Source organism: Escherichia sp. Marseille-Q3837, from assembly GCF_916618735.1.
Taxonomy (GTDB): domain Bacteria; phylum Pseudomonadota; class Gammaproteobacteria; order Enterobacterales; family Enterobacteriaceae; genus Escherichia; species Escherichia ruysiae.
In genome coordinates, this window is sequence record NZ_CAKAKC010000001.1 from 738,673 (window position 1) to 764,398 (window position 25,726).

Here is a 25,726-nt window from a genome sequence, read left to right on the forward strand (position 1 = left end):
TGAACGCCTTATCCGACCTACCCGCCAGGCATGATAAGACGCGCCAGCGTCGCATCAGGCAATTCAGCACAACCACCTGATGCGAGCAAAAGCCCTATCCGACCAACAAGCCGGATAAGGCTCAAGGGAATGCAATTACATATGCGCGGCAATTAACCGCTGGTTATCCTGGTACATCGCGAACAGGTAGTTGTTATAGCTCTGCCCTTTCGTGGAATAACCTTTCAGCTTATGAATCATCGCTGTGGCGGTAACTTCCTGATCCGCTTTACGCAATTGTGCACGTGATTTGCGGAAAGAAGCGTAAGCCGGATGCGTATTCAGGTTAGTGACATAGGCGCTCACCGATTCTTTTACAGAACTGAACTGAGAGTACCCCTTCACTTTACCCGGCGCATTGGTACAACGCCCTTTCATGCACTTCATGCCGAACAGGTTGTTGTTACTACGCGCCAGCTTCGACGTTCCCCAACCGCTTTCTGCGGCAGCCATCGTCGCCACCATACTGGTCGGGATAATGTCTACACGTTCGAGTAGCGTATTCCACGGGATTTTTCGCGTATTACCGGACCACTTCACCTTATAGCGTTTGGCAATGTCTTGCAGACGTGCACGCTCTGAAGGCGACCATTGCCCCTGGTACTGTTTTGAAATCAGCCAGTTACGTTCCGCCGTAATGGCAGCATTTTGGCTGGTAATATAGGGCATTACAGTCCGGAGAAACGCTTTTTTTCTTGGTGTTCCGGAAGGGTATTTTCGCAAATCAGGAAGTGAACTGCTCTTTGCACTATTGCGAGAATACTCTTGTTTACTGCTTACCTGTTTATTACTAGCTTTAGTTAAGTGGGACTTTTGACTCGTTGTTGTCGTGTGCGTCTTCGCTAACACCTCACTCGAAAACACCAGAGTGAGTAACATAAGAATCATCGCCCCATATCGTCGTATGGGAGTCAAAATCATCAGGTCTCCTGATCGGATTTAATCATTCAAACACCTTATACTCGTCATACTTCAAGTTGCCTGTACTGCGTAAACGCTGTTCAAAACGCCATTGGTGTTTTGTCCTGCAACTCGAATGATTTAGAGTAATATTTTTCCCAAATTTGAGAGTTGAATCTCAAATCATATCAAAAATAGCGGTCAAGCGCACCCCAAGGAATAGTCCAAATCTGAAACTATGTCACGTGGTAATGGTTCAGATTGGTGCAAGATCGCAGAAAATGTGGATTTTATCGCAAAATTCAGCCGTTTTTTGCGCGCGATCGCTCACCCCTGCTTCTCATCCTGTGGACTTACTATTCAGGGATGAGCTTTGTCTGGCTATTCGCTGGCAAACTGTCTTAAATCGCAGCAATAAGGACTCACCCGCCATGAAACTTGCCGCCTGTTTTCTGACACTCCTTCCCGGCTTTGCCGTTGCCGCCAACTGGACTTCGCAGGGGTTCCCCATCTTTACCGAACAGGGGACAGGAACATTTGTCAGCCACGCTAAGCTGGCTAAAAGTACGCGTCCACTAACGCTAAATTTTGACCAACAGTGCTGGCAACCAGTGAATGCGATAAAACTCAATCAGATGCTTTCCCTGCAACCTTGCGATAACACACCGCCACAATGGCGATTGTTCAGAGCTGGCGAATATAAGCTGCAAATCGACACCCGCTCCGGCACGCCAACGTTGATGATTTCGATCCAAAACACCGCCGAACCAGTAGCAACCCCAATCCGTGAATGCCCGAAATGGGATGGACGACCACTTACGCTTGATGTCAGTGCCACTTTCCCGGAAGGTGCGGCAATCCGTGATTATTACAGCCAACAAATCGCGACGGTGAAAAACGGTCAAATAACGTTACAACCTGCCGCCACCAGTAACGGCTTGCTACTGCTGGAACGGGCAGAAACTGGCACCTCTGCCCCTTTCGACTGGCATAACGCCACCGTTTACTTTGTGCTGACAGACCGTTTCGAAAACGGCGATCTCAGCAATGACCAGAGCTACGGTCGTCATAAAGACGGTATGGCGGAAATTGGCACTTTTCACGGCGGCGATTTACGCGGCCTGACCAACAAACTGGATTATCTCCAGCAGCTCGGCGTCAATGCCCTATGGATCAGCGCCCCATTTGAGCAAATTCACGGCTGGGTAGGCGGTGGTACAAAAGGCGATTTCCCGCATTATGCCTACCACGGTTATTACACACAGGACTGGACGAATCTTGATGCAAATATGGGCAACGAAGCCGATCTACGGACGCTGGTTGATAGCGCGCACCAGCGCGGTATTCGTATTCTCTTTGATGTGGTGATGAACCATACCGGTTATGCCACGCTGGCGGATATGCAGGAGTATCAGTTTGGCGCGTTATATATTTCTGGTGATGAGCTGAAAAAAACGCTGGGTGACCGCTGGAGCGACTGGAAACCCGCCGCCGGGCAAACCTGGCATAGTTTTAACGATTACATTAATTTCAGCGACAAAACAGGGTGGGATAAATGGTGGGGGAAAAACTGGGTCAGAACGGATATTGGAGATTACGACAATCCTGGATTCGACGATCTCACCATGTCGCTGGCCTTTTTACCGGATATAAAGACCGAATCTACCACCGCTTCAGGTCTGCCGGTGTTCTATAAAAACAAACCGGATACCCACGCTAAAGCCATCGATGGCTATACGCCGCGCGATTATTTAACTCACTGGTTAAGCCAGTGGGTTCGCGACTACGGGATTGATGGTTTTCGGGTCGACACCGCCAAACATGTTGAGTTGCCCGCCTGGCAGCAACTGAAAACTCAGGCCAGCGCCGCACTTAGCGAATGGAAAAAAGCGAATCCCGATAAAGCATTAGATGACAAACCTTTCTGGATGACCGGCGAGTCCTGGGGTCATGGCGTAATGCAAAGTGACTACTATCGCCACGGCTTCGATGCGATGATCAATTTCGATTATCAGGAACAGGCGGCGAAAGCCGTCGATTGTCTGGCGCAGATGGACACCACCTGGCAGCAAATGGCAGATAAATTGCAGGATTTCAACGTGTTGAGCTACCTATCGTCGCATGATACCCGCCTGTTCCGTGACGGGGGCGACAAAGTAGCAGAGTTATTATTATTAGCGCCAGGCGCGGTACAAATCTTTTATGGCGATGAATCCTCACGTCCGTTCGGAGCCACCGGCTCAGATCCGCTGCAAGGCACACGCTCGGATATGAACTGGCAGGATGTTAGCGGTAAATCTGCCGCCAGCGTTGCGCACTGGCAACGCCTCGGTCAGTTCCGCGCCCGCCATCCAGCGATTGGCGCGGGTAAGCAGACCACATTGCCACTGAAACAAGGTTATGGATTTGTCCGTGAACATGGCAATGATAAAGTGATGGTTGTCTGGGCGGGGCAACAGTAACTTTTCCGGCTTCCCACTTGCAGTATGTCGGGAAGCCGTATTCCAGTATAAAAGACCAGACATATCATAAACCTTAGCATGATACGCCAATCCTCTTGCAGCAACCCGATTTGCACCCCAGCAAATGTAGCGTTATTGTTACTTTCCTTGCTACAGAGTTCGACAGATATCCCGCTATGACATTCTCCCTTTTTGGTGACAAATTTACCCGCTACTCCGGCATTACGCTGCTGATGGAAGATCTGAACGACGGCTTACGCACGCCCGGCGCGATTATGCTCGGCGGCGGCAATCCGGCGCAGATCCCGGAAATGCAGGACTACTTCCAGACGCTGCTGACCGACATGCTGGAAAGCGGCAAAGCCACTGATGCGCTGTGTAATTACGACGGCCCGCAGGGGAAAACGGAGCTACTCACACTACTTGCCGAAATGCTACGCGAGAAGCTGGGTTGGGATATTGAACCACAGAATATTGCACTAACAAACGGCAGCCAGAGCGCGTTTTTCTACTTATTTAATCTGTTTGCCGGACGCCGCGCCGATGGTCGGGTCAAAAAAGTGCTGTTCCCGCTGGCACCAGAATACATTGGCTACGCTGACGCCGGACTGGAAGAAGATCTTTTCGTCTCTGCGCGTCCAAATATTGAACTGCTGCCAGAAGGCCAGTTTAAATACCACGTCGATTTTGAACATCTGCATATTGGCGAAGAGACCGGGATGATTTGCGTCTCCCGTCCAACGAACCCAACAGGCAATGTGATTACTGACGAAGAGTTGCTGAAGCTGGATGCATTGGCAAATCAGCACGGTATTCCGCTGGTGATTGATAACGCTTATGGTGTCCCGTTCCCTGGCATTATCTTCAGCGAAGCGCGCCCACTGTGGAATCCGAATATCGTGCTGTGCATGAGCCTTTCTAAATTGGGGCTGCCAGGTTCGCGCTGCGGCATTATCATCGCCAATGAAAAAATCATCACCGCCATCACGAATATGAACGGCATTATCAGCCTGGCGCCTGGCGGTATTGGTCCGGCGATGATGTGTGAAATGATTAAGCGTAACGATCTGCTGCGCCTGTCAGAAACGGTCATCAAGCCGTTCTACTACCAGCGTGTTCAGGAAACTATCGCCATCATTCGCCGCTATTTACCAGAAGATCGCTGCCTGATTCATAAACCCGAAGGAGCCATTTTCCTCTGGCTATGGTTTAAGGATTTGCCAATTACCACCGAGCAGCTTTACCAGCGCCTGAAAGCGCGCGGCGTGCTGATGGTGCCGGGGCACAACTTCTTCCCTGGGCTGGATAAACCGTGGCCGCATACGCATCAATGTATGCGCATGAACTATGTGCCGGAGCCGGAGAAAATTGAGGCAGGCGTGAAGATTCTGGCGGAAGAGATTGAACGCGCCTGGGCTGAGAGTCATTAAAAATTGCCTGATGCGCTACGCTTATCAGGCCACATAATTTCTGCAATATATTGAATTTGTAAGATTTTGTAGGCCAGATAAGACGTTCACGCCGCATCCGGCATTAACAAAACGCACTATTCCGGCGTTGAGAACCACCGGAATAGTGTTTCAAACAGGCTGCTGTAGTAGCCGATTCCGCTGCACTTTCTCAACATCCATACACTGCAACGCTTTTGTCGGACAGGCTTCAACACAGGCCGGGCCCGTCGTCCGATGCCAGCACAGATCGCACTTAATCGCCCTCGCCTTTGCACGCGATGAAACGACCTCCATCGCGCCAAACGGACATGCCAGCATACAGCTTTTACAGCCAATACAACGTGATTGTTCAACAAAGATATGCCCATGTTCACGGCTTATCGCGTCAACAGGGCAGACATTCGCGCACGGTGCATCTTCACACTGATGACAGGCTACTGCTGTGGTACAGGTATGGTCTTTGATAACACGAATACGGGAAATAAACTCGCCAGGTAACAACGAAGCGCAATCCTGATTCTCCTGATGCGACACTGCGCAAGCCACTTCACAGGTACGGCAACCGATACATTTCGTCGCATCCGCAATAATAAATCGGTTCATGATCACTCCTTTGCACTAAAACCGCAGCGTGCCAGAGAGTGCGCCATTATTGCTTTGATCCAACGAAGGAAATATTAAAGTTTTGCCACCTGCCCAAAGCATTATGTGATCGCGCCCTGGTCGTCCCGGACGGTAAATCCCAGTTCATTGGAAATAGCCAGGGCAGTTTCACGCAGCGGTTTCAGGAGATTTTTCACCCCCACCTGTTTCAGGCGTGATGTCGAAAGCGAAATCGACACCGCATACGGCACCCGCCCATGAATATCAAACACCGGAACAGCAATACAGGAGACGCCGAGTTCATTCTCTTCTCTGTCCATCGCCACGCCGCTTTCGCGAATGTGCGCCAACTCGTCGAACATCGCGGGCAGTTCGGTAATGGTATTGCGGGTTAGCGGCTGGATTTCATTCTGATGGCTTTCCCAATACGATTTCACGTAGTCCTGATGACCAAACGCCATATAAACCTTACCCATCGCCGAACAGTAGAGCGGCATATGCTGACCAATATAGGCACGGGTTCGCAGCATACCGGTAGTAGGTTCCAGTTTATAAATCAAAATAGCGTGATCGTCTTCTCGACTGGAAAAGTTAATGGTTTCACCAGTGGCGATGTTCAGTGCCTCAAGATGCGGCGCGGCGATATGAATGATATTCAGCGAAGACAGCGCCTTCTGCCCGACGGCAATAAATTTTGTGGTCAGGCGATAACTCCCCGCAGCAGGCGCGGTTGTCACATAGCCACAGGACTGTAGTCCCTGCAATAAACGATGGACCGTACTTTTATTTAAGCCAGCCAGTTCAGAGAGATGCGCCAGCGGGCAACCGTTTGGATAGTTGCTCAAAATCTCAATCAGCATCAACCCGCGAAACAGGCTCTGACTTCCAGCCGGACGCTCTTTTTCCTGCGCCAACTCGTGCTCTTTTTTTCCCATCGCTTTCTTCCCCTTTTTATCGCGCCCTGATGGTAACGCAAAGTGTGTCGCAGTTCACGATCTCGACAGATAATTTATAACTATTTGATTTATATAGTTTTTGAAAATCATGGTGTGGATTGCTTTGTTAAAAAGCGATCGATATATTTGAAATCAAATTTCGCATAGTGGAATTTTAAGCTAAAAAAGCGATCAACAAACACAAGGAAGCCAGGGATGAAAGTGACATTTGAGCAGTTAAAAACAGCCTTTAATCGGGTATTAATTTCACGTGGCGTTAACAGCGAAACAGCCGATGCCTGTGCAGAGATGTTCGCCCGCACCACCGAATCCGGCGTTTATTCTCATGGCGTTAACCGTTTCCCCCGTTTCATTCAGCAACTGGAAAACGGCGATATCATTCCTGACGCCCAACCCAAACGTATAACCAGCCTCGGCGCGATTGAGCAGTGGGACGCCCGGCGTTCAATCGGTAACCTGACAGCGAAAAAGATGATGGATCGTGCCATTGAACTGGCGGCAACTCACGGGATTGGCCTGGTCGCGTTACGCAATGCCAACCACTGGATGCGCGGCGGCAGCTACGGCTGGCAGGCGGCGGAAAAAGGCTATATCGGCATCTGCTGGACAAACTCCATCGCCGTAATGCCGCCGTGGGGCGCAAAAGAATGTCGCATCGGCACCAACCCACTGATCGTCGCTATTCCCTCTTCACCCATCACCATGGTCGATATGTCGATGTCGATGTTCTCCTACGGCATGTTAGAAGTGAATCGTCTGGCGGGACGCGAGCTGCCGGTCGATGGTGGCTTTGATGATGAGGGTAATTTGACCAAAGAACCTGGCGTTATCGAGAAGAATCGCCGCATTTTGCCGATGGGCTACTGGAAAGGTTCTGGCATGTCGATTGTGCTGGATATGATCGCTACTCTCCTTTCCGACGGCGCATCGGTTGCCGAAGTCACCCAGGACAACAGCGACGAGTACGGCATTTCACAAATCTTTATTGCCATTGAAGTGGATAAACTGATCGACGGTTCCACCCGCGACGCCAAACTGCAACGCATCATGGATTACGTTACCAGTGCCGAACGCGCAGACGAAAACCAGGCCATTCGTTTACCCGGCCACGAATTTACCACTCTACTGGCAGAAAACCGTCGTAACGGTATTACTGTGGATGACAGCGTATGGGCAAAAATCCAGGCATTATAAGGAGATAGACCATGATATTTGGACATATCACACAACCTAATCCGTGCCGTTTGCCCGCTGCCATTGAAAAGGCGCTCGATTTTCTACGCACCACCGATTTCAACGCCCTGGCGCCGGGCGTTGTCGAAATCGACGGCAAGAATATTTTTGCGCAAATTATCGATTTAACCACACGCGAGGCGGTGGAAAACCGTCCTGAGGTTCATCGTCGCTATCTGGATATTCAGTTTCTGGCCTGGGGCGAAGAGAAAATCGGTGTAGCCATTGATACCGGGAATAATAAAGTCAGCGAATCACTATTAGAGCAACGCGATATTATTTTTTATCACGATAGTGAACATGAATCATTTATAGAAATGATACCGGGTAGCTACGCTATTTTCTTCCCACAGGATGTTCATCGACCGGCATGTAATAAAAATGCCCCTACGGCAATCCGCAAAATCGTGGTTAAAGTCGCCCTCTGCGCTTTATAAAAAGTTATTACTGGAGCACAAAATGAAAGCGAATAATACCGGTTATATTATCGGTGCGTATCCCTGTGCACCCTCTTTTCACCAAAGAAGTGAAGAGGAAGAGAAGGAATTCTGGCGACAATTATCAGATACCCCTGATATTCGTGGGCTGGAACAACCCTGCCTGGAAAACTTCCACCCGCTGGGCGACCAATGGTTGCTACGTCATACGCCAGAAAGCTGGAGATTTGTCGTCACCGCTGTGATGGAAACCATGCGTCGCCGCAGCGAAAACAACGGTTTTGGCCTCGCCTCCAGCGATGAAGATCAACGCAAGGCGTGCGTGGCGTACTATCGCCACCTGTTCAATAAAATCAACTCATTGAATTCCAATAAAGTCCTCGCACTGGAGATCCAGGCCGCACCGTTAGCAACGAATCCCAATGTTATGCAAGCGACGGACGCTTTTGCCCGCTCGTTGAAAGAAATCGCCAGTTGGAACTGGCCGTGCAAACTGGTGCTGGAACACTGTGATGCCATGACGTCTGCCGCTCCACGCAAAGGCTTTTTGCCTTTGGAAAATGTGCTGGAAGTCATTGCCGATTATGACGTCAGCCTCTGTATCAACTGGGCGCGATCCGCCATTGAAGGCCGTAATACAGTGTTGCCGCTGACCCATACCCAAATGGCGAAACAGGCCGGGAAACTCGGCGCGTTGATGTTCTCTGGTACGACGCTAAACGGAGCATACGGAGAATGGCAGGATTTACACGCGCCGTTTGCACCATTCTGTGCAGAAAGCCTGATGACCACAGATCACGTTCGCGAGTTATTTAATGCAGCAGAACCGTCAACATTGCATTTTGCTGGCATCAAGCTGCTAGAAATAAATGAATCGGCTGATGTACAGCATCGCATCGATATATTACGTAACGGTATTCACTCTCTGAATGAATCTATTTAAAACGATTCATTTATTTTGCCAAATTCTAATTAGTCGTTTTCCAATAAATATTACGAATACCAACAGCATTAATTAATGAAAACATATTACATAACAAGAAGGACTCGTTATGAAACGGATACTCGAAGGCATTCTTGCGCTCATCATCGCAATACTGTCTTGTATTATTTTTATTAATATAATTCTTCGATATGGATTTCACACAAGCATATTATCGATTGATGAATTATCCCGTCTTTTATTTGTCTGGTTAACCTTTATTGGCGCTATCGTTGCTTATATGGACAACAGCCATGTGCAGGTTACTTTTTTAGTCGAAAAACTCTCTCCCGCTAATCAACAACGTGTTTCGCTGCTAACCCATACGCTCATTTTATTACTGTGTCTGGGTCTGGCCTGGGGTGCAATAGAAAAAACGTCACAGGACTGGAGTAACTTATCACCCATTCTCGGCGTACCCGTTGGCTTAATGTACGCCGCCGCTATCCCCACCAGCCTGATTATCGCATTACTGGAATTGCGTCACTTATACCGGCAGTTCACAAATACCCCCAGCCAAAACCAACAAGGAGTCTGACGATGACAATTCTTATATTTATTGTCAGTTTGTTAGGCGCTATCGCGATTGGTGTTCCCATTGCCTGGGCATTATTACTGTGCGGCATCTCACTGATGTTCTGGATGGATATCTTTGATGTGCAAATTCTGGCACAAACGCTGGTAAATGGCGCAGACAGCTTCTCTCTGTTAGCCATTCCCTTCTTTGTGCTGGCGGGGGAGATCATGAACGCGGGCGGCCTGTCGCAACGTATTGTCGACCTGCCAATGAAACTGGTGGGTCACAGGCCTGGTGGTCTGGGTTACGTTGGCGTGCTGGCGGCAATGATCATGGCAAGCCTTTCCGGTTCTGCGGTTGCCGATACCGCAGCCGTCGCGGCGCTGCTGGTGCCGATGATGCGTCAGGCCAACTATCCGGTAAATCGCGCCGCCGGGCTTATCGGTTCCGGCGGGATTATTGCGGCCATTATCCCTCCCTCTATTCCACTCATTATCTTCGGCGTCTCCAGCGGACTCTCCATCAGCAAACTATTTATGGCGGGCATAGCGCCGGGCGTCATGATGGGCGTCACGCTGATGGTTACCTGGTGGTGGCAGGCAAAACGACTGAATTTACCTTGTCAGCCGAAAGCCTCACTGCGGGAAGTCTGGCAATCCTTAATTTCCGGTATTTGGGCGCTCTTTTTACCGATAATTATTATTGGCGGTTTCCGTTCGGGGTTATTCACACCCACCGAAGCAGGCGCGGTTGCCGCCTTCTACGCCCTGTTCGTCTCGGTGGTGGTCTATCGCGAAATGACCTTCTCCACGCTTTATCATGTACTGATTAACGCGGCGAAAACCACATCCGTGGTCATGTTCCTGGTGGCCTCTGCTGCGGTATCTGCATGGCTTATTACTATCGCCGAATTACCCATGATGGTATCGGAGCTATTACAACCGTTGGTTGATTCGCCTCGCTTATTATTCATCGTCATTATGCTCGCTATTATGGTGATCAGTACGGTCATGGACTTAACGCCTACCGTATTAATTCTTACACCAGTATTAATGCCATTAGTAAAAGAAGCGGGAATAGATCCGGTCTATTTCGGCATCATGTTTATTATCAACTGTTCAATATCACTGATTACGCCTCCGGTCGGTAATGTTCTTAACGTGGTATGCGGCGTGGCGAAACTTAAGTTTGACGATGCGGTAAAAGGCGTTGCGCCTTACGTCATGGTTTTATTCATGTTGTTAGCATTATTTATTTTTATACCGGAGCTCATTACCGCTCCTCTTAAATGGATGAGTTAAAAGGAAACCATAATGAAATTACGTTCTGTAACCTACGCTTTATTAATTGCCGGAGTGGCGGCGTTCAGCACATCTTCTCTGGCGGCACAATCTTTACGTTTCGGTTATGAAACATCACAAACCGACTCGCAACATATTGCGGCGAAAAAATTCAATGAATTATTACAGGAAAAAACCAAAGGCGAACTGAAATTAAAACTGTTCCCGGATAGCACCCTCGGTAATGCGCAGGCGATGATCAGCGGCGTGCGTGGCGGCACTATTGATATGGAGATGTCCGGCTCCAATAACTTTACGGGACTCTCGCCCGTCATCAACCTGCTCGACGTCCCTTTCCTGTTCCGCGATACCGCTCACGCGCATAAAACGCTCGACGGCAAAGTCGGTGATGACCTGAAAGTCTCCCTTGAAGGTAAAGGACTAAAAGTACTGGCCTACTGGGAAAACGGCTGGCGCGATGTCACCAACTCGCGCGCACCGGTTAAAACCCCCGCCGACCTGAAAGGGCTGAAAATTCGCACCAACAATAGCCCGATGAATATCGCCGCATTCAAAGTCTTTGGCGCTAACCCGATCCCGATGCCGTTTGCCGAAGTCTATACCGGGCTGGAAACCCGCACTATCGACGCTCAGGAACACCCGATCAACGTCGTCTGGTCAGCAAAATTTTTCGAAGTGCAGAAGTACCTTTCTCTGACCCATCACGCCTATTCCCCACTTCTGGTGGTGATCAACAAAGCGAAGTTTGATGGCTTAACCCCGGAGTTCCAGCAGGCGCTGATCTCATCTGCGCAGGAAGCGGGTAACTACCAGCGCAAACTGGTTGCCGAAGATCAGCAAAAAATCATCGACGGTATGAAAGAAGCGGGCGTGGAAGTCATCACCGATCTCGACCGCAAAGCCTTTAGCGACGCGCTGGGTACTCAGGTTCGCGACATGTTTGTTAAAGATGTTCCGCAGGGCGCTGATCTGCTGAAAGCCGTGGATGAGGTGCAATAAACCATGACGCAATACTGGCTGGGGTTAGATTGTGGCGGTAGCTGGCTGAAAGCCGGGCTGTATGACCGCGAAGGCCGGGAGGCGGGCGTGCAGCGCCTGCCGCTGTGCGCATTAAGCCCGCAGCCAGGCTGGGCAGAGCGCGATATGGCAGAACTGTGGCAATGCTGCATGGCTGTCATTCGCGCCCTGCTTACTCATTCTGGCGTTAGCGGGGAACAAATAGTTGGTATCGGTATCTCCGCACAGGGAAAGGGTTTGTTTTTGCTGGATAAAAACGACAAGCCGCTCGGTAACGCTATTTTGTCCTCGGATCGCCGGGCGATGGAAATCGTTCGTCGCTGGCAGGAAGATGGCATCCCGGAAAAACTCTACCCGCTAACCCGACAAACCTTGTGGACCGGGCATCCGGTGTCGCTGTTACGCTGGCTGAAAGAGCACGAACCGGAACGCTACGCGCAAATTGGCTGCGTGATGATGACGCACGACTACCTGCGCTGGTGTTTAACCGGCGTCAAAGGTTGTGAAGAGAGCAATATTTCCGAGTCCAATCTCTACAACATGAGTCGCGGGGAATATGACCCGTGCCTCACCGACTGGCTGGGGATCGGTGAAATCAATCACGCCCTGCCGCCTGTGGTTGGATCTGCCGAAATCTGCGGGGAGATCACCGCTCAGACAGCCGCACTGACCGGTCTGCAAGCGGGTACGCCCGTTGTCGGTGGCCTGTTTGATGTGGTTTCCACCGCACTTTGTGCCGGGATCGAAGACGAATCCACCCTCAATGCGGTAATGGGAACCTGGGCGGTGACCAGCGGCATAACCAGCGGTTTACGTGACGGTGAAGCGCATCCGTATGTCTATGGTCGCTATGTTAATGACGGTCAATTTATCGTTCACGAAGCCAGCCCTACCTCTTCCGGCAATCTCGAATGGTTTACCGCGCAGTGGGGAGAAATCTCTTTTGCTGAGATTAATCAGGCCGTTGCCAGCTTGCCGAAAGCCAGAGGCGATCTGTTTTTCCTGCCGTTCCTGTACGGCAGCAACGCCGGACTTGAGATGACCAGCGGTTTCTACGGGATGCAGGCCATTCACACCCGCGCGCACCTGTTGCAGGCCATTTATGAAGGCGTGGTGTTCAGCCACATGACCCACCTCAACCGGATGCGTGAACGTTTTACCGCTGTTCACACCCTGCGCGTGACTGGCGGTCCTGCGCACTCCGATGTCTGGATGCAAATGCTGGCAGACGTCAGCGGTCTGCGTATCGAGCTGCCGCAGGTGGAAGAAACGGGATGCTTTGGCGCGGCGCTCGCTGCCCGTGTCGGTACGGGCGTTTATCGCAACTTCAGCGAAGCGCAGCGCAACTTGCAACATCCGGTACGCACATTGCTGCCGGACATGACCGCTCATCAGCATTACCAACAAAAATATCAACGCTATCAGCAACTCATTGCCGCACTCCAGGGTTATCACACCCGCATTAAGGAACACACATTATGAGCAGACCACTTCTGCAACTGGCTCTCGACCACTCATCACTTGAAGCCGCGCAGCGCGACGTGACGCTGTTAAAGGACAGTGTCGATATCGTCGAAGCGGGCACCATTCTCTGTTTAAACGAAGGGCTTGGCGCGGTGAAAGCCTTGCGTGAACAGTGCCCGGACAAAATCATCGTCGCTGACTGGAAGGTCGCTGATGCCGGTGAGACGCTCGCGCAACAGGCGTTTGGCGCGGGCGCCAACTGGATGACCATCATCTGCGCCGCGCCGCTCGCCACGGTGGAAAAAGGCCACGCGATGGCGCAACGCTGCGGCGGTGAAATCCAGATAGAGCTGTTCGGCAACTGGACACTGGACGACGCACGTAACTGGCATCGTATTGGCGTGCGGCAGGCGATTTATCATCGTGGTCGCGACGCGCAGGCCAGCGGGCAGCAGTGGGGCGAGGCGGATCTGGCGCGTATGAAGGCGCTTTCTGATATCGGCCTCGAACTTTCTATTACCGGCGGGATTACCCCTGCTGACCTGCCGCTGTTTAAAGATATCCGCGTGAAAGCGTTTATTGCCGGGCGCGCACTGGCGGGCGCAGCAAATCCAGCGCAGGTTGCCGCTGATTTTCATGCACAAATTGACGCAATCTGGGGAGGTTCTCGTGCGTAGTCATCCGTTAGGGATTTATGAAAAGGCGCTGGCGAAAGATCTCTCCTGGCCGGAGCGGCTGGTGCTGGCAAAAAGCTGTGGTTTTGATTTTGTCGAAATGTCAGTGGATGAAACCGATGAACGTTTGTCACGCCTTGACTGGAGCGCCGCACAACGTGCTTCGCTGGTTACCGCGATGATCGAAACGGGCGTTGCTATTCCGTCAATGTGCCTGTCTGCCCATCGCCGTTTTCCTTTTGGCAGCCGGGACGAGGCGGTGCGCGAACGGGCGCGGGAAATCATGAGTAAAGCGATTCGCCTGGCGCGCGATCTCGGCATTCGCACTATTCAACTGGCGGGCTACGACGTCTATTACGAAGACCACGACGAAGGCACCCAACAACGTTTTGCTGAAGGGCTGGCGTGGGCTGTTGAACAGGCGGCGGCATCGCAAGTGATGCTGGCGGTGGAAATTATGGACACCGCGTTTATGAACTCCATCAGCAAATGGAAAAAATGGGACGAGATGCTCGCCTCGCCGTGGTTCACCGTCTACCCGGACGTCGGCAACCTCAGCGCCTGGGGCAATGATGTTCCCGCCGAACTGAAACTGGGCATTGACCGTATCGCCGCGATCCACCTGAAAGACACCCAGCCAGTCACCGAGCAAAGCCCCGGACAGTTCCGTGATGTGCCGTTTGGCGAAGGCTGCGTCGATTTCATTGGCATCTTTAAAACGCTGCATGAACTGAACTATCGCGGTTCATTCCTGATTGAGATGTGGACAGAAAAAGCCAATGAGCCGGTGCTGGAGATTATTCAGGCGCGGCGCTGGATTGAAGCGCGTATGCAGGAGGCCGGGTTTATATGTTAGAGCAACTGAAAGCCGACGTGCTGGCGGCGAATCTGGCGCTTCCCGCTCACCATCTGGTGACGTTCACCTGGGGCAACGTCAGCGCGGTAGACGAAATGCGGCAATGGATGGTAATCAAACCTTCCGGCGTCGAGTACGACGTGATGACCGCCGACGATATGGTGGTGGTGGAAATAACCAGCGGTAAGGTGGTGGAAGGTAGCAAAAAGCCCTCGTCCGACACGCCAACGCATCTGGCGCTTTATCGCCGCTATGCCGAAATCGGCGGCATTGTGCATACCCACTCGCGCCACGCCACCATCTGGTCACAGGCCGGGATTGATCTCCCTGCCTGGGGCACGACTCACGCTGACTATTTTTACGGTGCGATCCCCTGCACGCGTCAGATGACCGCAGAGGAGATTAACGGCGAATATGAATACCAGACCGGCGAAGTGATCATTGAAACCTTCGAAGAGCGCGGCAGGAGTCCAGCACAAATCCCGGCGATACTGGTGCATTCTCACGGCCCGTTCGCATGGGGGAAAAACGCCACTGACGCGGTACATAATGCCGTGGTGCTGGAAGAGTGCGCGTATATGGGGCTGTTCTCGCGCCAGCTCGCGCCGCAGCTTCCTGCCATGCAAAATGAACTGCTGGATAAGCACTATCTGCGTAAGCACGGGGCTAATGCCTATTACGGGCAGTAATCTCTCACGCCGGGGCTTTATCGCCCCGGAGCTACGAATTAATATGCTCCTTGCTGTAACGCCGCTTCCACGCTGCTGGCGTTAAACCGGTGTGCTTGCGAAAAATCTGCCGGAAATAGCCAACGTCATTAAACCCGCACAACGCCGCCACTTCCGTGAGCGATCGCGCTTCGCTAATTAACAGCTTTTCGGCTTCGCGCACCCGCTGGCGGTGGATTGCTTCTGTTAACGTCAGATGAAACACCCGCTGGTAGACACGCCCAAGATAATCGGCATTGCAGTACAGCTCGCGGGCTAAAAGCGCCGTGGAAAGCGGGCGGTGATATTGCGTGCGGATCAGTTTCTGCGCTTTCCAGGCAAGGGTGGTGCCTGCGCCATCAGCCTGTTCATCAAGACGCGCGTCACGGGTGAGTTGCTGCAAAATCAGCAGCACAATAAACTCCAGCGCCGGAGTGCGTTGATGCTTTTCCTGCTCGCTTAAAAACTGGCGAAACAGTGCACTCAACGCCTGAGGGTCGGCGACTTTGGTTTGCTGCGGCACGCTAAGATGAGTGAGCCAGCGCGGATCGTTGTCCGGCGCTTTAACCTCAAAATGCAGCCAGTAAAATTTGAGATCGGCGGGAAAATCCTCCACCCCAACATGCTGTCGGTTCGGCCAGAGTAATAAACTCTCTCCCGCATCGACCAGAAATATCCGTTCTTCTTCCTGAATCGTTAACCGACCTTTTTCGACAAAGATAATTTCCCATGACTCCAGCCGCCTTGCCGGATGCCTCCCTACGCCACGGGAAATAAATAATCCACCATTTTGCACTTTAATCGGTAACGTCATGGATAATTCAAGCATTGATATGTAATTTCCCGCTTATTCATTAATGATGAAACACATTACCTTTTGATTATTAATCAAAAAAATTAATTTCACCTGATCCATTTCACACTTTTAAATTCAGGTCGGAATCGTCACCTTTTTTTACTCTTTTCTCGCCTTGTTGATATTCCCGTTCACGGCAGAATTAATCAGGTCATTTCAATAAAACAAAAAATTGCTCCCTATTCACGAGGAATATCTATGACCTCTACACCGATTACTACCGCTGATATCGCTAAAGGTAAAATTGACGATGCGTTATCTGTACGGGAAAAAATAGGCTACGGCCTGGGTGACGCAGGCGGCACCGTAATAACTTGCCTGATCATGAATTTTCTCACCTTTTTCTACACCGACGTTTTTGGATTAACTCCGGCGCTGGTTGGCACGCTGTTTATTGCACTGCGCGTGTTTGATGCCATCTCCGACCCGGTGATGGGCGTCATTGCCGACCGGACGCAAAGTCGCTGGGGGCGCTTTCGTCCGTGGCAGCTATGGATTGCCATTCCCATCGGCATTATCGGCATCCTGACGTTCACCGTGCCAGATGCCAGCATGGGAGTAAAAATCGCCTGGGCGTTCGGTACTTACCTGCTCCTTTCAGTCGGTTATACCGCCATCAACGTACCGTACTGCGCGCTGATCAACACCATGACCACCCGCCACAATGAAGTGATCTCCTGCCAGTCCTGGCGATTCGTTCTCTGTGGCGTAGCGGGATTTCTGGTTTCGGTAGGCTTACCATGGATGGTAGATCTCTTCGGTCAGGGTAATGCCGCGCGCGGCTATCAACTGGGCGTCGGCGTATTGTGCGCCATTGCCGTGGTGATGTTCCTGTGTTGTTTTTTCTGGGTTCGTGAACGAGTGCCGCTCTCCACAATGGGGAAATTTACCCTGCGCGAACATCTTGCCGGTTTGCGTAACAACGACCAACTGCTGCTGATGCTGGTCATGTCTTTCCTGCTGATTAACGTCTTTAATATTCGCGGCGGTGGGTATATGTACTTCATTACCTACGTCTTACAAGGCAGTACGGGCTACACGTCGCTGTTCTTCACCATGGTCACCTTCGCCTCCATTATCGGCTCGGTGATTGTCAGCCCGTTAACGCGGCGTTTCGATACCGTCAAAATTTACTACTACACCAACCTGCTCCTCGCTGCGCTGGCAGTGTTGATGTGGTTCCTGCCCTCCGGCCCGGTTTATCAAACGCTGTGGCTGGCGGTGATCCTCGGTAATGGCGTGATTCTTGGCTTTACTCTGCCGCTGCACTTCTCGCTGATGGCTTTTGCCGATGACTATGGCGAATGGAAAACCCGTGTGCGTTCCTCCGGCATGAACTTTGCTTTTAATTTGTTTTTCATCAAGTTGGCCTGGGCCTCCAGCGCCGGGATCATCAGCCTGCTATTTATTTTTGTTGCCTATCAACCTGGCGTAGAAAACCAGACCGCCAGTTCGCTGGGCGGGATCACAGCAATGGAAACACTGCTGCCTGCGCTGTTCCACCTGCTGCTGGCGCTGGCAATCCGCTTTTGCAAACTCAATAACCCTATGATGTCACGCATTGCTACCGACCTGCGTCAGCGTCATGTCCAGCCTTAAGGAGCACAAGATGAACATTTCGGAAGTCGATCTGCACAAACTGACGGTTAGCGATCCGTTCCTCGGTCAATATCAGCAATTGGTACGCGACGTGGTGATTCCTTATCAATGGGATGCGTTAAACGATCGCATTCCCGAAGCGGAACCCAGCCATGCGATTGAAAACTTTCGCATTGCCGCCGGACTGCAAGACGGGGAGTTTTACGGCATGGTATTTCAGGATAGCGACGTCGCCAAATGGCTGGAAGCGGTAGCCTGGTCGCTGTGCCAGAAGCCGGACGCCGAACTGGAAAAAACCGCTGACGAGGTAATCGAACTGGTCGCCTCCGCCCAGTGCGAAGATGGCTATCTCAATACTTACTTTACGGTGCAAGCACCGGAAGAACGCTGGAGCAATCTGGCGGAGTGCCATGAACTCTACTGCGCCGGTCATCTGATTGAAGCCGGAGTCGCCTTCTTCCAGGCCACGGGTAAGCGGCGCTTGCTGGAGGTGGTTTGCCGTCTGGCCGATCATATTGACAGCGTATTTGGCCCAGATGAAAGTAAGTTACACGGTTATCCTGGTCACCCGGAAATTGAACTGGCACTGATGCGTCTGTATGAAGTGACCGAAGAACCGCGCTACCTGGCACTGACGAACTATTTTGTCGAACAGCGTGGTGCGCAACCACACTATTACGACCAGGAATATGAAAAGCGCGGGCAGACCTCGCACTGGCACACCTACGGCCCGGCGTGGATGGTAAAAGACAAAGCCTACAGCCAGGCGCATTTGCCCATCGCACAGCAGCACACCGCCATCGGCCATGCAGTACGCTTTGTCTACCTGATGACTGGCGTCGCACATCTGGCGCGTTTAAGTCACGATGAAAGCAAGCGTCAGGACTGTCTGCGGCTGTGGAACAATATGGCCCAGCGTCAGTTATATATTACCGGCGGCATTGGCTCGCAGGGCAGCGGCGAGGCGTTCAGCAGTGATTACGATCTGCCGAATGACACGGTTTACGCCGAAAGTTGTGCTTCCATCGGCCTGATGATGTTTGCCCGGCGAATGCTGGAAATGGAAGGAGACAGTCAGTATGCCGATGTGATGGAGCGCGCGCTGTACAACACCGTACTCGGCGGTATGGCGCTGGATGGTAAACATTTCTTCTATGTGAATCCGCTGGAAGTACATCCAAAATCGCTGAAATTCAACCATATCTACGATCACGTTAAGCCGATCCGCCAGCGTTGGTTTGGTTGCGCTTGTTGTCCGCCAAATATCGCCCGCGTGCTAACCTCGATTGGTCATTATCTCTACACGCCGCGTGAAGATGCGTTGTATATCAACATGTACGCGGGAAACAGTATGGAAGTGCCGGTAGAAAATGGCACGCTGCGCCTGCGGGTTAGCGGGAACTATCCGTGGCATGAACAGGTGACGATTGCGGTTGAATCTCCGCAGCCGGTGCGTCATACCCTGGCTTTACGTCTGCCGGACTGGTGCACGCAGCCACAGGTCACATTGAATGGAGAAGTCGTCGAGCAGGATATTCGTAAAGGCTATCTGCATATAGCCCGTGAATGGCAGGAAGGCGATACGCTGAATCTGACGCTGCCGATGCCAGTGCGTCGCGTTTACGGCAACCCGCTGGTGCGTCATGTGGCTGGGAAAGTAGCAATTCAGCGCGGTCCGCTGGTGTATTGTCTGGAGCAGGCCGACAACGGCGAGTCATTACATAACCTGTGGCTACCCGCCGATGCGCCGTTTACGACATTCGAAGGCAAGGGATTATTCAGCCATAAAATCCTCATTCAGGCGCCTGGTTATCGGCTTGAACAGAGCAATCCAGAGCAGCAACCGTTGTGGCATTACGACAATGCCCCAGCCAAACGCCAGCCGCAAACTCTGACGTTTATCCCGTGGTTTAGCTGGGCTAACCGTGGCGAGGGCGAAATGCGGATCTGGGTGAATGAAGAGAACCGTCGCCATCCGTAGGATCGATAAAGCGCAGATTGCCTGATACGACGCTTAACGCGTTTTATCAGGCATAAAAGCCGGTGTAATTGTAAGGGTCGGATAAGGCGTTTACGCCGCACCCGACACTATTTTCTCACCAAAATCAAAAACGTTTAACGCAGGCTATTATAGTCATCAACCATTTCGTTGTACTCGCGTAACGCTTTCGGGAAAGAGTCTTCGACCATCCAGCTTGTGTTTGCATCCTGAAGTTGCTCTTTATCCCAGTCAGAGTACGGGACTTTATCTCTGACGCGGCGAACATATTTTTTAGCTTCGAGCTGATATTGGTCTGCCGAATTAATAAACGAAAATTTCATGCCGCCTTTATCCGCTTCTTTGGCCTGTGCCACCAGCGTTTCCAGTTCAGATACTTTCTTCATTGCCGCATCTGGATCAAACTTCTCTTGCGAAATCAGGTTATTAATTTGTTTCGCTGATATCATGACAGCCAGAGAGTAGTAGTGGAATGTTTTCCCTTCTCTTTCTTCAATATTTTTCAATTCCGCAAGCTGACGCTTATCATTAATTTCCTGAATCGCCGCGTGATAAGATTCTGCTACGGGTTCAAAGGCTTCAATATTTTTTATGAGCATCTGGTGCAGCGTTTTCCCTTTGGCAAACGCATCATCTTTATAATTTTCCTGGGTGTAATATTTATCCATTTCGTTAATGGTATTACCCAGCGCAACAGCGGCATTAATATAATTCAACGCCACACCATCAATGGGTTCCAGCGCAGGCGTTAACGCCACGACTCTTTTTATTCCTTTTTGACACTCAGAGAGATTGGATTCACTAATGCCGTAGATGCCATAAACAAGGCTCTCTTTACCCGTTGGACCCTGTTTAAAATCTTTCAGCCAGTCAGCGTAACGCGCCAGGCTGTTCTGCACAGGGATCTGTAACTTATTGTAGCACTTGATATAAACATCCATTTTTTCGTCGAAAACCGCTTGTTCATCGACCACCGGTTGCGCAGGCGTTTCTGGTTTAGCTTCTGCTTTTGCAACGGGCGCTTCTGGAGCTGGTGCGGCAGGTTGACTATTGGCGGGCGGGGGAGTTTCTGTTTCGACTTTTTTATCATCACATCCGGTGATACCGAGGGCCATTATGGCGATAATAATAGCTGAAGATAATAAATTCCTTTTCATTTAATTGCCTTATAAATAGATAAATAAGAGAGTGAATATAATAAAGGAAAAAAGAAAGCGTCACTACACGCGTTTTGTTTATAAATAAATAGATATAATTCACTGAATGAATAAGTCCGGTAATTTCATTGATAAATTACCGGACTTATTCAATTAACAGCTCAACCGTTGCGAGAGGAAAGTTTCTGCCCCTCGTTATTTAAACCTGCATTACATCCCATAACGTTCAGAAATAGCAGCATGTTTTTCTTCGTTCGCTCCGGCTTCTTTGGCAAGACGCCACCAGCACAACGGATGTTCCCAGTCTGCGGTCAACTCACTTAGCGTTTTATCAATATTAGCTTTAGCAACCGAACGCGGCGCGCTGATAACAAAGTAGAACGCGGGCAGTGGCTCTGCATCTTCTCCCTGATGACTGTCCGTTAACGTATAGTCATCGTTACTGTTGCTCCAGTAGTACCAGTTTCGTTCACGTAGCGCCTCACGGAAGGCATTAAACTGTTCTTCACCAGGCATAACGCCTTCGCAGAACCAGGACTCGCCGTACTCAGTCGGAATAATGGTTTTCAGGCAGGCATAAAGCGGCGTGAAATTCTTCTGCTCTTCCTCATCTTCAGGCCGGGTATTCAACATTTCCGCATCGAATACCACAACTTCATCAACATGTTGTGGGTAATCTGTCCGGTAGGTTGGTTCAATGATCCTTGCCGTTACCGGTCCAATCCGCTGGGCATAGTAATAGCGGTATTCGAAGTTTTCCCGGAAACGGATATTCAGTAGTCCCCATTTTTCGTCGATAAAACCTTCGCCTTCCGTGAGTTCGATTTCCAGTTCTGCGGCGATAGTTCGCACCAAATCCCATTGTTGTAAGATGCTGGCGGTCGCCATGATATCCCACTGGATATTACGAATATCTTCTTCACGACTAATCATAAGTTGCTGCAATTGCTGTAAATAGTCCAGCTGCCGATCCCAGGCTTCCTGTTTTTGTGCTGCCCAGGAGCACATGCGATAAACGCCGACCCACTCGCGCCCTTTTTCGTGTTGCAGCAACTGTTGACCAATCGACTCCAGTTCGCCCCAGTCTTCCTGTTGGTTGATCACCCGCGCACGGAACCACAACGCCATATGTAGTAACTCCGCCTGTTCATACTGCTTCGCCAGGTGTTCGATCGCTTGCTGATCGCCACGGTTAAGCAGGAGATCCAGCAGATCAAAGCAGAGATTGTTATCTTCCTGGATGTGGCTTTCAACGTAGCGTTGCAGGAGTTCAATCGATTCATCAATCGCATTGCAGGCGTTTAACGCATTGACCAGCTTGCCCAGCAATTCCGTATCATCTGGCGTGTTCAGGTAAGCGCGGCGGAATATTTCGACGTCTTTTTCCGGATCGGGCTGCGTTTCTTCATCACTGTTTTCAGGTATTTCTACCACCGGTCGAGCAAGCAGTTCCACCTCTTTAGCGACGATTTTTTCACTAAGTTCAAGAAACTCGCGATCAACGCCCAGCAACGCGCGTAATTTCGGTATGTGCCGCTGAGCCAGTTTCATCGCCATTTTGGCAACCCAGACAGATTCTCGCTCCAGCGCCAGGGTAATTTGCAGTTTCGCCAGATCAACCACTTTGCGGTGCGCCCCGGCCTGTGAACGGTGCTCCAGCATTTTTTGAATGATTCGCGCCAGTTGCCAGTGGTTTCTTTGTGGATTGCGGGGAAGTAATTCAGTAATAATCTTCAGCCATGGTCCCCATGAATAGGGAGTCAGATCTGACCAACGCGGCAATTCCTCCCAGACTTCTTTGTCCTGCCCGCATAACGCCATGATGTACAGTTTTTTGAGTTGATAATTGATGCGGTCGCGTCCCCAATAATCATTTTCTTTTGCCAGTTCATCAATCACTTCTCGCGCTTCATCGTAACGCTGAAGGGCAACCAAAATATCGGCACGGGTTGCCAGCAGTGCTTCTAAATATTCACTCCCCGATGCTTTTACCGCGTCGATTTGCCTGTCGATATAAGCCAACGCCTCTTCTGTTCTGTTGGAATCCATCAGCGCACTGGCATATTCGCAGGATAAACACATAAAGCAGCTCCAGGTCGGATCAATGCGCGCGATGGTTTCTTCACATACCGCCATACGTTCATTGGCCCAGCCAGGGGCATCTATATTCTCGTAGCAGGCGGATAAATCCTGCGTGACACAGATAGATTGCGGGCAATCTTTTGCCTCTTCCCGGTGCGCTTTTTCAAACAGCGCCACTACGTCTGGCAGTACTTTTTCGCCTTCTTCGTAGTTAGTCAGACGATGGCGCATCTCCCAGTGCCCGATAAATATTTCCAGCCACGGATTTTTGGCCACTTGATTCAGTGCTTTCATTTCCGGTAATAACGAATCGCACTTTTCCATTTGCAGATGTAAAACACCTTCAGAAAAATCATCAATTATCTGCGGAATATACTCCTGCCCGGCATCACGCAACTCCTGGCTATATTTGTTGTACCACTCCCATGTATCCATTTTATTTTCCTTGATTAATTAAGACAGGAATAACCTGAGTAAAATCTTCCAGCGCCTGGTGTAAATCCCATTGTTGTTCTTTATTGCCGCTGGAGCACAAAATCACTTTCAGCGATTTTAATAACCGTAATGCCGCCGCTGGCTGTTGCTGATGTTGTAATGCCGTCACCAGTTGCATAATGCAGGGGTTATTGAGATTGATATACAGACTTGACGTTTTGGTCTTTTGGATTTGCGAGGTGAATTGCCGCGCCAGCATTAACGCTGCGGTGCTAATACGTTTATCCGCGTCATCCTGTTCGAGAATTTTTTTAATTCCGCTTCGCGATCTGGCGTAACCACGAGCGGTAAAACGGCGGGTTCGAAGCGGGAGATAATTAATTGCTCGCCGTCGCAAAGATGCTCTTCCAGATAAGCAATCTGCTCTTCGGGTAATTCCGCAAGGCTGAACAACTGTTCATTACCCGTTTGTGTACCGACTTCAATAATCCGGCAGTGATATAACAGCGCCCAGCGGCGTAAAAATGGCACCACGGCATAGCGATCGCCACGCGCAACGGGTCGTTGCAGAATGTGGAACAACATCTCTTCAAAACCGCCATCGCGGCTTAACAGAATATGAATGCTGTTATTAATGCGTAAATCTTTTGCCAGCAGCGCACCTTTTGAGGTAGGCACCTGCAAACGGTCTTTGAGCAAATCAAACAGACGGTCATCGCACAACGCCGCGCCAAGCAACGCTTCGTTATGGCGCATTAATACCCGTCGCCAGATTTCTGGCTGATTTTGTGCGAGATCGGACAAACCAGAAATCAGCGCCTCTTTTAACGCCTCCTGCACCGCGACCCAGGTTTCGTCGCGCTGGAGATCTTCCCGGCTCGCCGTCGGCGTCAGTTTCGATGACTCAATCACACCGCCGATAAAACCGGCCCAGGGCGGTAACAGCTCACGCGCTTCGTCATCGAGTAACATGCCGCGCAAAAACAGCGACAGGTTGCGGTTATCGCTGGTGCCGTAAGTTGCGCCATCCTGAATCCATAAAATCCCGACCGCATCGCTCATTCCCGCTGGCACCACCGGAATGGTGCAAATAGGTTCAAAAGAAGATTCAAACTGGGCGGCAAAGGCGAGATTTTTCCGCTGTACCAGCGCGCGGTGCATCGTTACGCCATCTGGCGTTTCTTCACGCCACGGCGGCTGGAGTTTGTTCACTGGCTCGCTGGCGTCCCCCACATAGACCGGTTCGTGCAGCAATATGCAGTAGCGGGAAAGGACGCGGTTCAGCAAATTGTTACTCGCCAGATGGCTGTACTCTTCTTTGAGCGTCAGAATCACCTGCGTCCCCGGCTCCGAGGACTGATGCGGCGTAACGGTATATTTTTGCCCGTCGGTAGAGTGGTATTTCCAGCTCTGATCTGGCGTTTGCCACGAGGAGGTCAGTACCGTCACTTCTTTTGCCAGTACAAATGCCGACAAAAAACCGAGGCCGAACATACCAATTAAACCGGTATTGTCATCCTGCTGGCGCAGCATTCGGGTATAACCCACGCCCACTGTAGCCAGGAAGCCGTGAATTTCGCTTTCTGTCAGACCCGCACCGGTATCGCTAATGGTGATGGTGGATTTCGCCACGTCCGCCACTACACGAATAGAGTTATCCTTTGGTGCATCGGGTTGCTCAATCCTGCGACGCACGATCGCATCGTGCCCGTTCTGCACCAGCTCCCGCACGGCGACCACGGGGGTGGAGTAAAGATGCTTACTGAGCACCTCAATTAAGCCGTTTAAATTAACTTCGGTAGAATATGAACTGCCAGGTAACTGTAATGTACTCATTTTTCAATACTCATAATCCATCACCCACTATTGAAAATACATTGCTGTTTTTTACAACCGGTGCAAGGTTTGTTATTTTCATTCACTCATCGGAAACATTTATTTATTGACGCGATGATTAAAACAAAATGTCTTATATAAATAATGATTAATTCTTAAAGGA

Annotated in this window: 20 protein-coding genes and 1 pseudogene; 14 read left to right on the forward strand and 7 right to left on the reverse strand. The window is 50.8% G+C overall.

Annotated features, from left to right (window positions below; translation table 11 throughout):
* Positions 1-135 precede the first annotated feature (135 nt).
* On the reverse strand, positions 136-960 hold the full coding sequence (locus LG381_RS03500) for a protein bax (protein ID WP_016160045.1): 825 nt from the start codon (positions 958-960) through the stop codon (positions 136-138).
* Between the two features lie 410 nt (positions 961-1,370).
* Between LG381_RS03500 and malS the strand changes: the two genes are divergently transcribed.
* Together malS and avtA are read left to right on the forward strand one after the other, a co-directional pair.
* Positions 1,371-3,401: an alpha-amylase gene (malS, locus tag LG381_RS03505; RefSeq protein WP_225762027.1), complete on the forward strand. Its 2,031-nt coding sequence runs from the start codon at positions 1,371-1,373 to the stop codon at positions 3,399-3,401.
* Between the two features lie 176 nt (positions 3,402-3,577).
* Positions 3,578-4,831 carry a valine--pyruvate transaminase gene (avtA, locus tag LG381_RS03510; RefSeq protein ID WP_225762028.1) on the forward strand — a complete coding sequence of 418 codons (1,254 nt, stop codon included), beginning with the start codon at positions 3,578-3,580 and terminating at the stop codon, positions 4,829-4,831.
* Positions 4,832-4,981: 150 nt separating this feature from the next.
* Here the strand turns inward: avtA and LG381_RS03515 are convergent, their stop codons facing one another.
* Both LG381_RS03515 and yiaJ read right to left on the reverse strand, forming a co-directional pair.
* On the reverse strand, positions 4,982-5,455 hold the full coding sequence (locus LG381_RS03515; RefSeq protein WP_225762029.1) for a 4Fe-4S binding protein: 474 nt from the start codon (positions 5,453-5,455) through the stop codon (positions 4,982-4,984).
* Positions 5,456-5,556: 101 nt separating this feature from the next.
* Positions 5,557-6,390, reverse strand: a complete 834-nt coding sequence (gene yiaJ, locus LG381_RS03520; protein WP_000516597.1) for an IclR family transcriptional regulator YiaJ — start codon at positions 6,388-6,390, stop codon at positions 5,557-5,559.
* Positions 6,391-6,606: 216 nt separating this feature from the next.
* On the opposite strand from yiaJ, the gene yiaK reads away from it, so the two are divergent.
* From yiaK to araD, 10 genes are all read left to right on the forward strand, one after another.
* Positions 6,607-7,605 (forward strand): 3-dehydro-L-gulonate 2-dehydrogenase, encoded by a 999-nt coding sequence (yiaK, locus tag LG381_RS03525; RefSeq protein ID WP_000869060.1) that lies wholly within the window; start codon positions 6,607-6,609, stop codon positions 7,603-7,605.
* A gap of 11 nt (positions 7,606-7,616) precedes the next feature.
* Positions 7,617-8,081: a YhcH/YjgK/YiaL family protein gene (locus LG381_RS03530; protein WP_000576114.1), complete on the forward strand. Its 465-nt coding sequence runs from the start codon at positions 7,617-7,619 to the stop codon at positions 8,079-8,081.
* A 22-nt stretch (positions 8,082-8,103) separates the two neighbouring features.
* Entirely contained in the window at positions 8,104-9,024 is a 921-nt protein-coding gene (locus LG381_RS03535; RefSeq protein ID WP_225762030.1) for a DUF4862 family protein, read from the forward strand.
* A 109-nt stretch (positions 9,025-9,133) separates the two neighbouring features.
* On the forward strand, positions 9,134-9,601 hold the full coding sequence (gene yiaM / locus LG381_RS03540) for a 2,3-diketo-L-gulonate TRAP transporter small permease YiaM (protein ID WP_225762031.1): 468 nt from the start codon (positions 9,134-9,136) through the stop codon (positions 9,599-9,601).
* A gap of 2 nt (positions 9,602-9,603) precedes the next feature.
* Positions 9,604-10,881 carry a 2,3-diketo-L-gulonate TRAP transporter large permease YiaN gene (gene yiaN / locus LG381_RS03545; RefSeq protein ID WP_000153842.1) on the forward strand — a complete coding sequence of 426 codons (1,278 nt, stop codon included), beginning with the start codon at positions 9,604-9,606 and terminating at the stop codon, positions 10,879-10,881.
* A gap of 12 nt (positions 10,882-10,893) precedes the next feature.
* Positions 10,894-11,880 (forward strand): 2,3-diketo-L-gulonate TRAP transporter substrate-binding protein YiaO, encoded by a 987-nt coding sequence (gene yiaO / locus LG381_RS03550; protein WP_130061435.1) that lies wholly within the window; start codon positions 10,894-10,896, stop codon positions 11,878-11,880.
* Positions 11,881-11,883: 3 nt separating this feature from the next.
* On the forward strand, positions 11,884-13,380 hold the full coding sequence (gene lyxK, locus LG381_RS03555; protein ID WP_225762032.1) for an L-xylulokinase: 1,497 nt from the start codon (positions 11,884-11,886) through the stop codon (positions 13,378-13,380).
* A complete protein-coding gene (gene ulaD, locus LG381_RS03560; protein WP_225762033.1) occupies positions 13,377-14,039 on the forward strand; it encodes a 3-keto-L-gulonate-6-phosphate decarboxylase UlaD in 663 nt (220 codons plus the stop codon). The genes lyxK and ulaD overlap by 4 nt, the downstream gene beginning before the upstream one ends.
* A complete protein-coding gene (locus tag LG381_RS03565; RefSeq protein ID WP_225762034.1) occupies positions 14,032-14,892 on the forward strand; it encodes an L-ribulose-5-phosphate 3-epimerase in 861 nt (286 codons plus the stop codon). The genes ulaD and LG381_RS03565 overlap by 8 nt, the downstream gene beginning before the upstream one ends.
* Complete coding sequence (gene araD / locus LG381_RS03570; protein WP_225762035.1) at positions 14,886-15,581, forward strand: L-ribulose-5-phosphate 4-epimerase; 696 nt, start codon at positions 14,886-14,888, stop codon at positions 15,579-15,581. The genes LG381_RS03565 and araD overlap by 7 nt, the downstream gene beginning before the upstream one ends.
* 31 nt (positions 15,582-15,612) lie before the next feature.
* Here araD and LG381_RS03575 read toward each other — a convergent pair whose 3' ends face one another.
* Positions 15,613-16,428: an AraC family transcriptional regulator gene (locus tag LG381_RS03575; RefSeq protein ID WP_225762036.1), complete on the reverse strand. Its 816-nt coding sequence runs from the start codon at positions 16,426-16,428 to the stop codon at positions 15,613-15,615.
* Between the two features lie 225 nt (positions 16,429-16,653).
* Between LG381_RS03575 and LG381_RS03580 the strand changes: the two genes are divergently transcribed.
* Together LG381_RS03580 and LG381_RS03585 are read left to right on the forward strand one after the other, a co-directional pair.
* Positions 16,654-18,054, forward strand: a complete 1,401-nt coding sequence (locus LG381_RS03580) for an MFS transporter (RefSeq protein ID WP_225762037.1) — start codon at positions 16,654-16,656, stop codon at positions 18,052-18,054.
* 10 nt (positions 18,055-18,064) lie between these two features.
* A complete protein-coding gene (locus tag LG381_RS03585) occupies positions 18,065-20,035 on the forward strand; it encodes a glycoside hydrolase family 127 protein (protein WP_225762038.1) in 1,971 nt (656 codons plus the stop codon).
* A gap of 134 nt (positions 20,036-20,169) precedes the next feature.
* On the opposite strand, the gene LG381_RS03590 is transcribed toward LG381_RS03585, so the two are convergent.
* The 3 genes and pseudogenes from LG381_RS03590 to LG381_RS03600 form a co-directional block, all read right to left on the reverse strand.
* Positions 20,170-21,210 carry a YiiG family protein gene (locus LG381_RS03590; protein ID WP_225762039.1) on the reverse strand — a complete coding sequence of 347 codons (1,041 nt, stop codon included), beginning with the start codon at positions 21,208-21,210 and terminating at the stop codon, positions 20,170-20,172.
* 210 nt (positions 21,211-21,420) lie between these two features.
* Positions 21,421-23,727: a hypothetical protein gene (locus LG381_RS03595; protein WP_225762040.1), complete on the reverse strand. Its 2,307-nt coding sequence runs from the start codon at positions 23,725-23,727 to the stop codon at positions 21,421-21,423.
* A gap of 1 nt (position 23,728) precedes the next feature.
* Positions 23,729-25,563: pseudogene (locus LG381_RS03600) on the reverse strand (ATP-binding protein).
* Between the last annotated feature and the right edge of the window lie 163 nt (positions 25,564-25,726).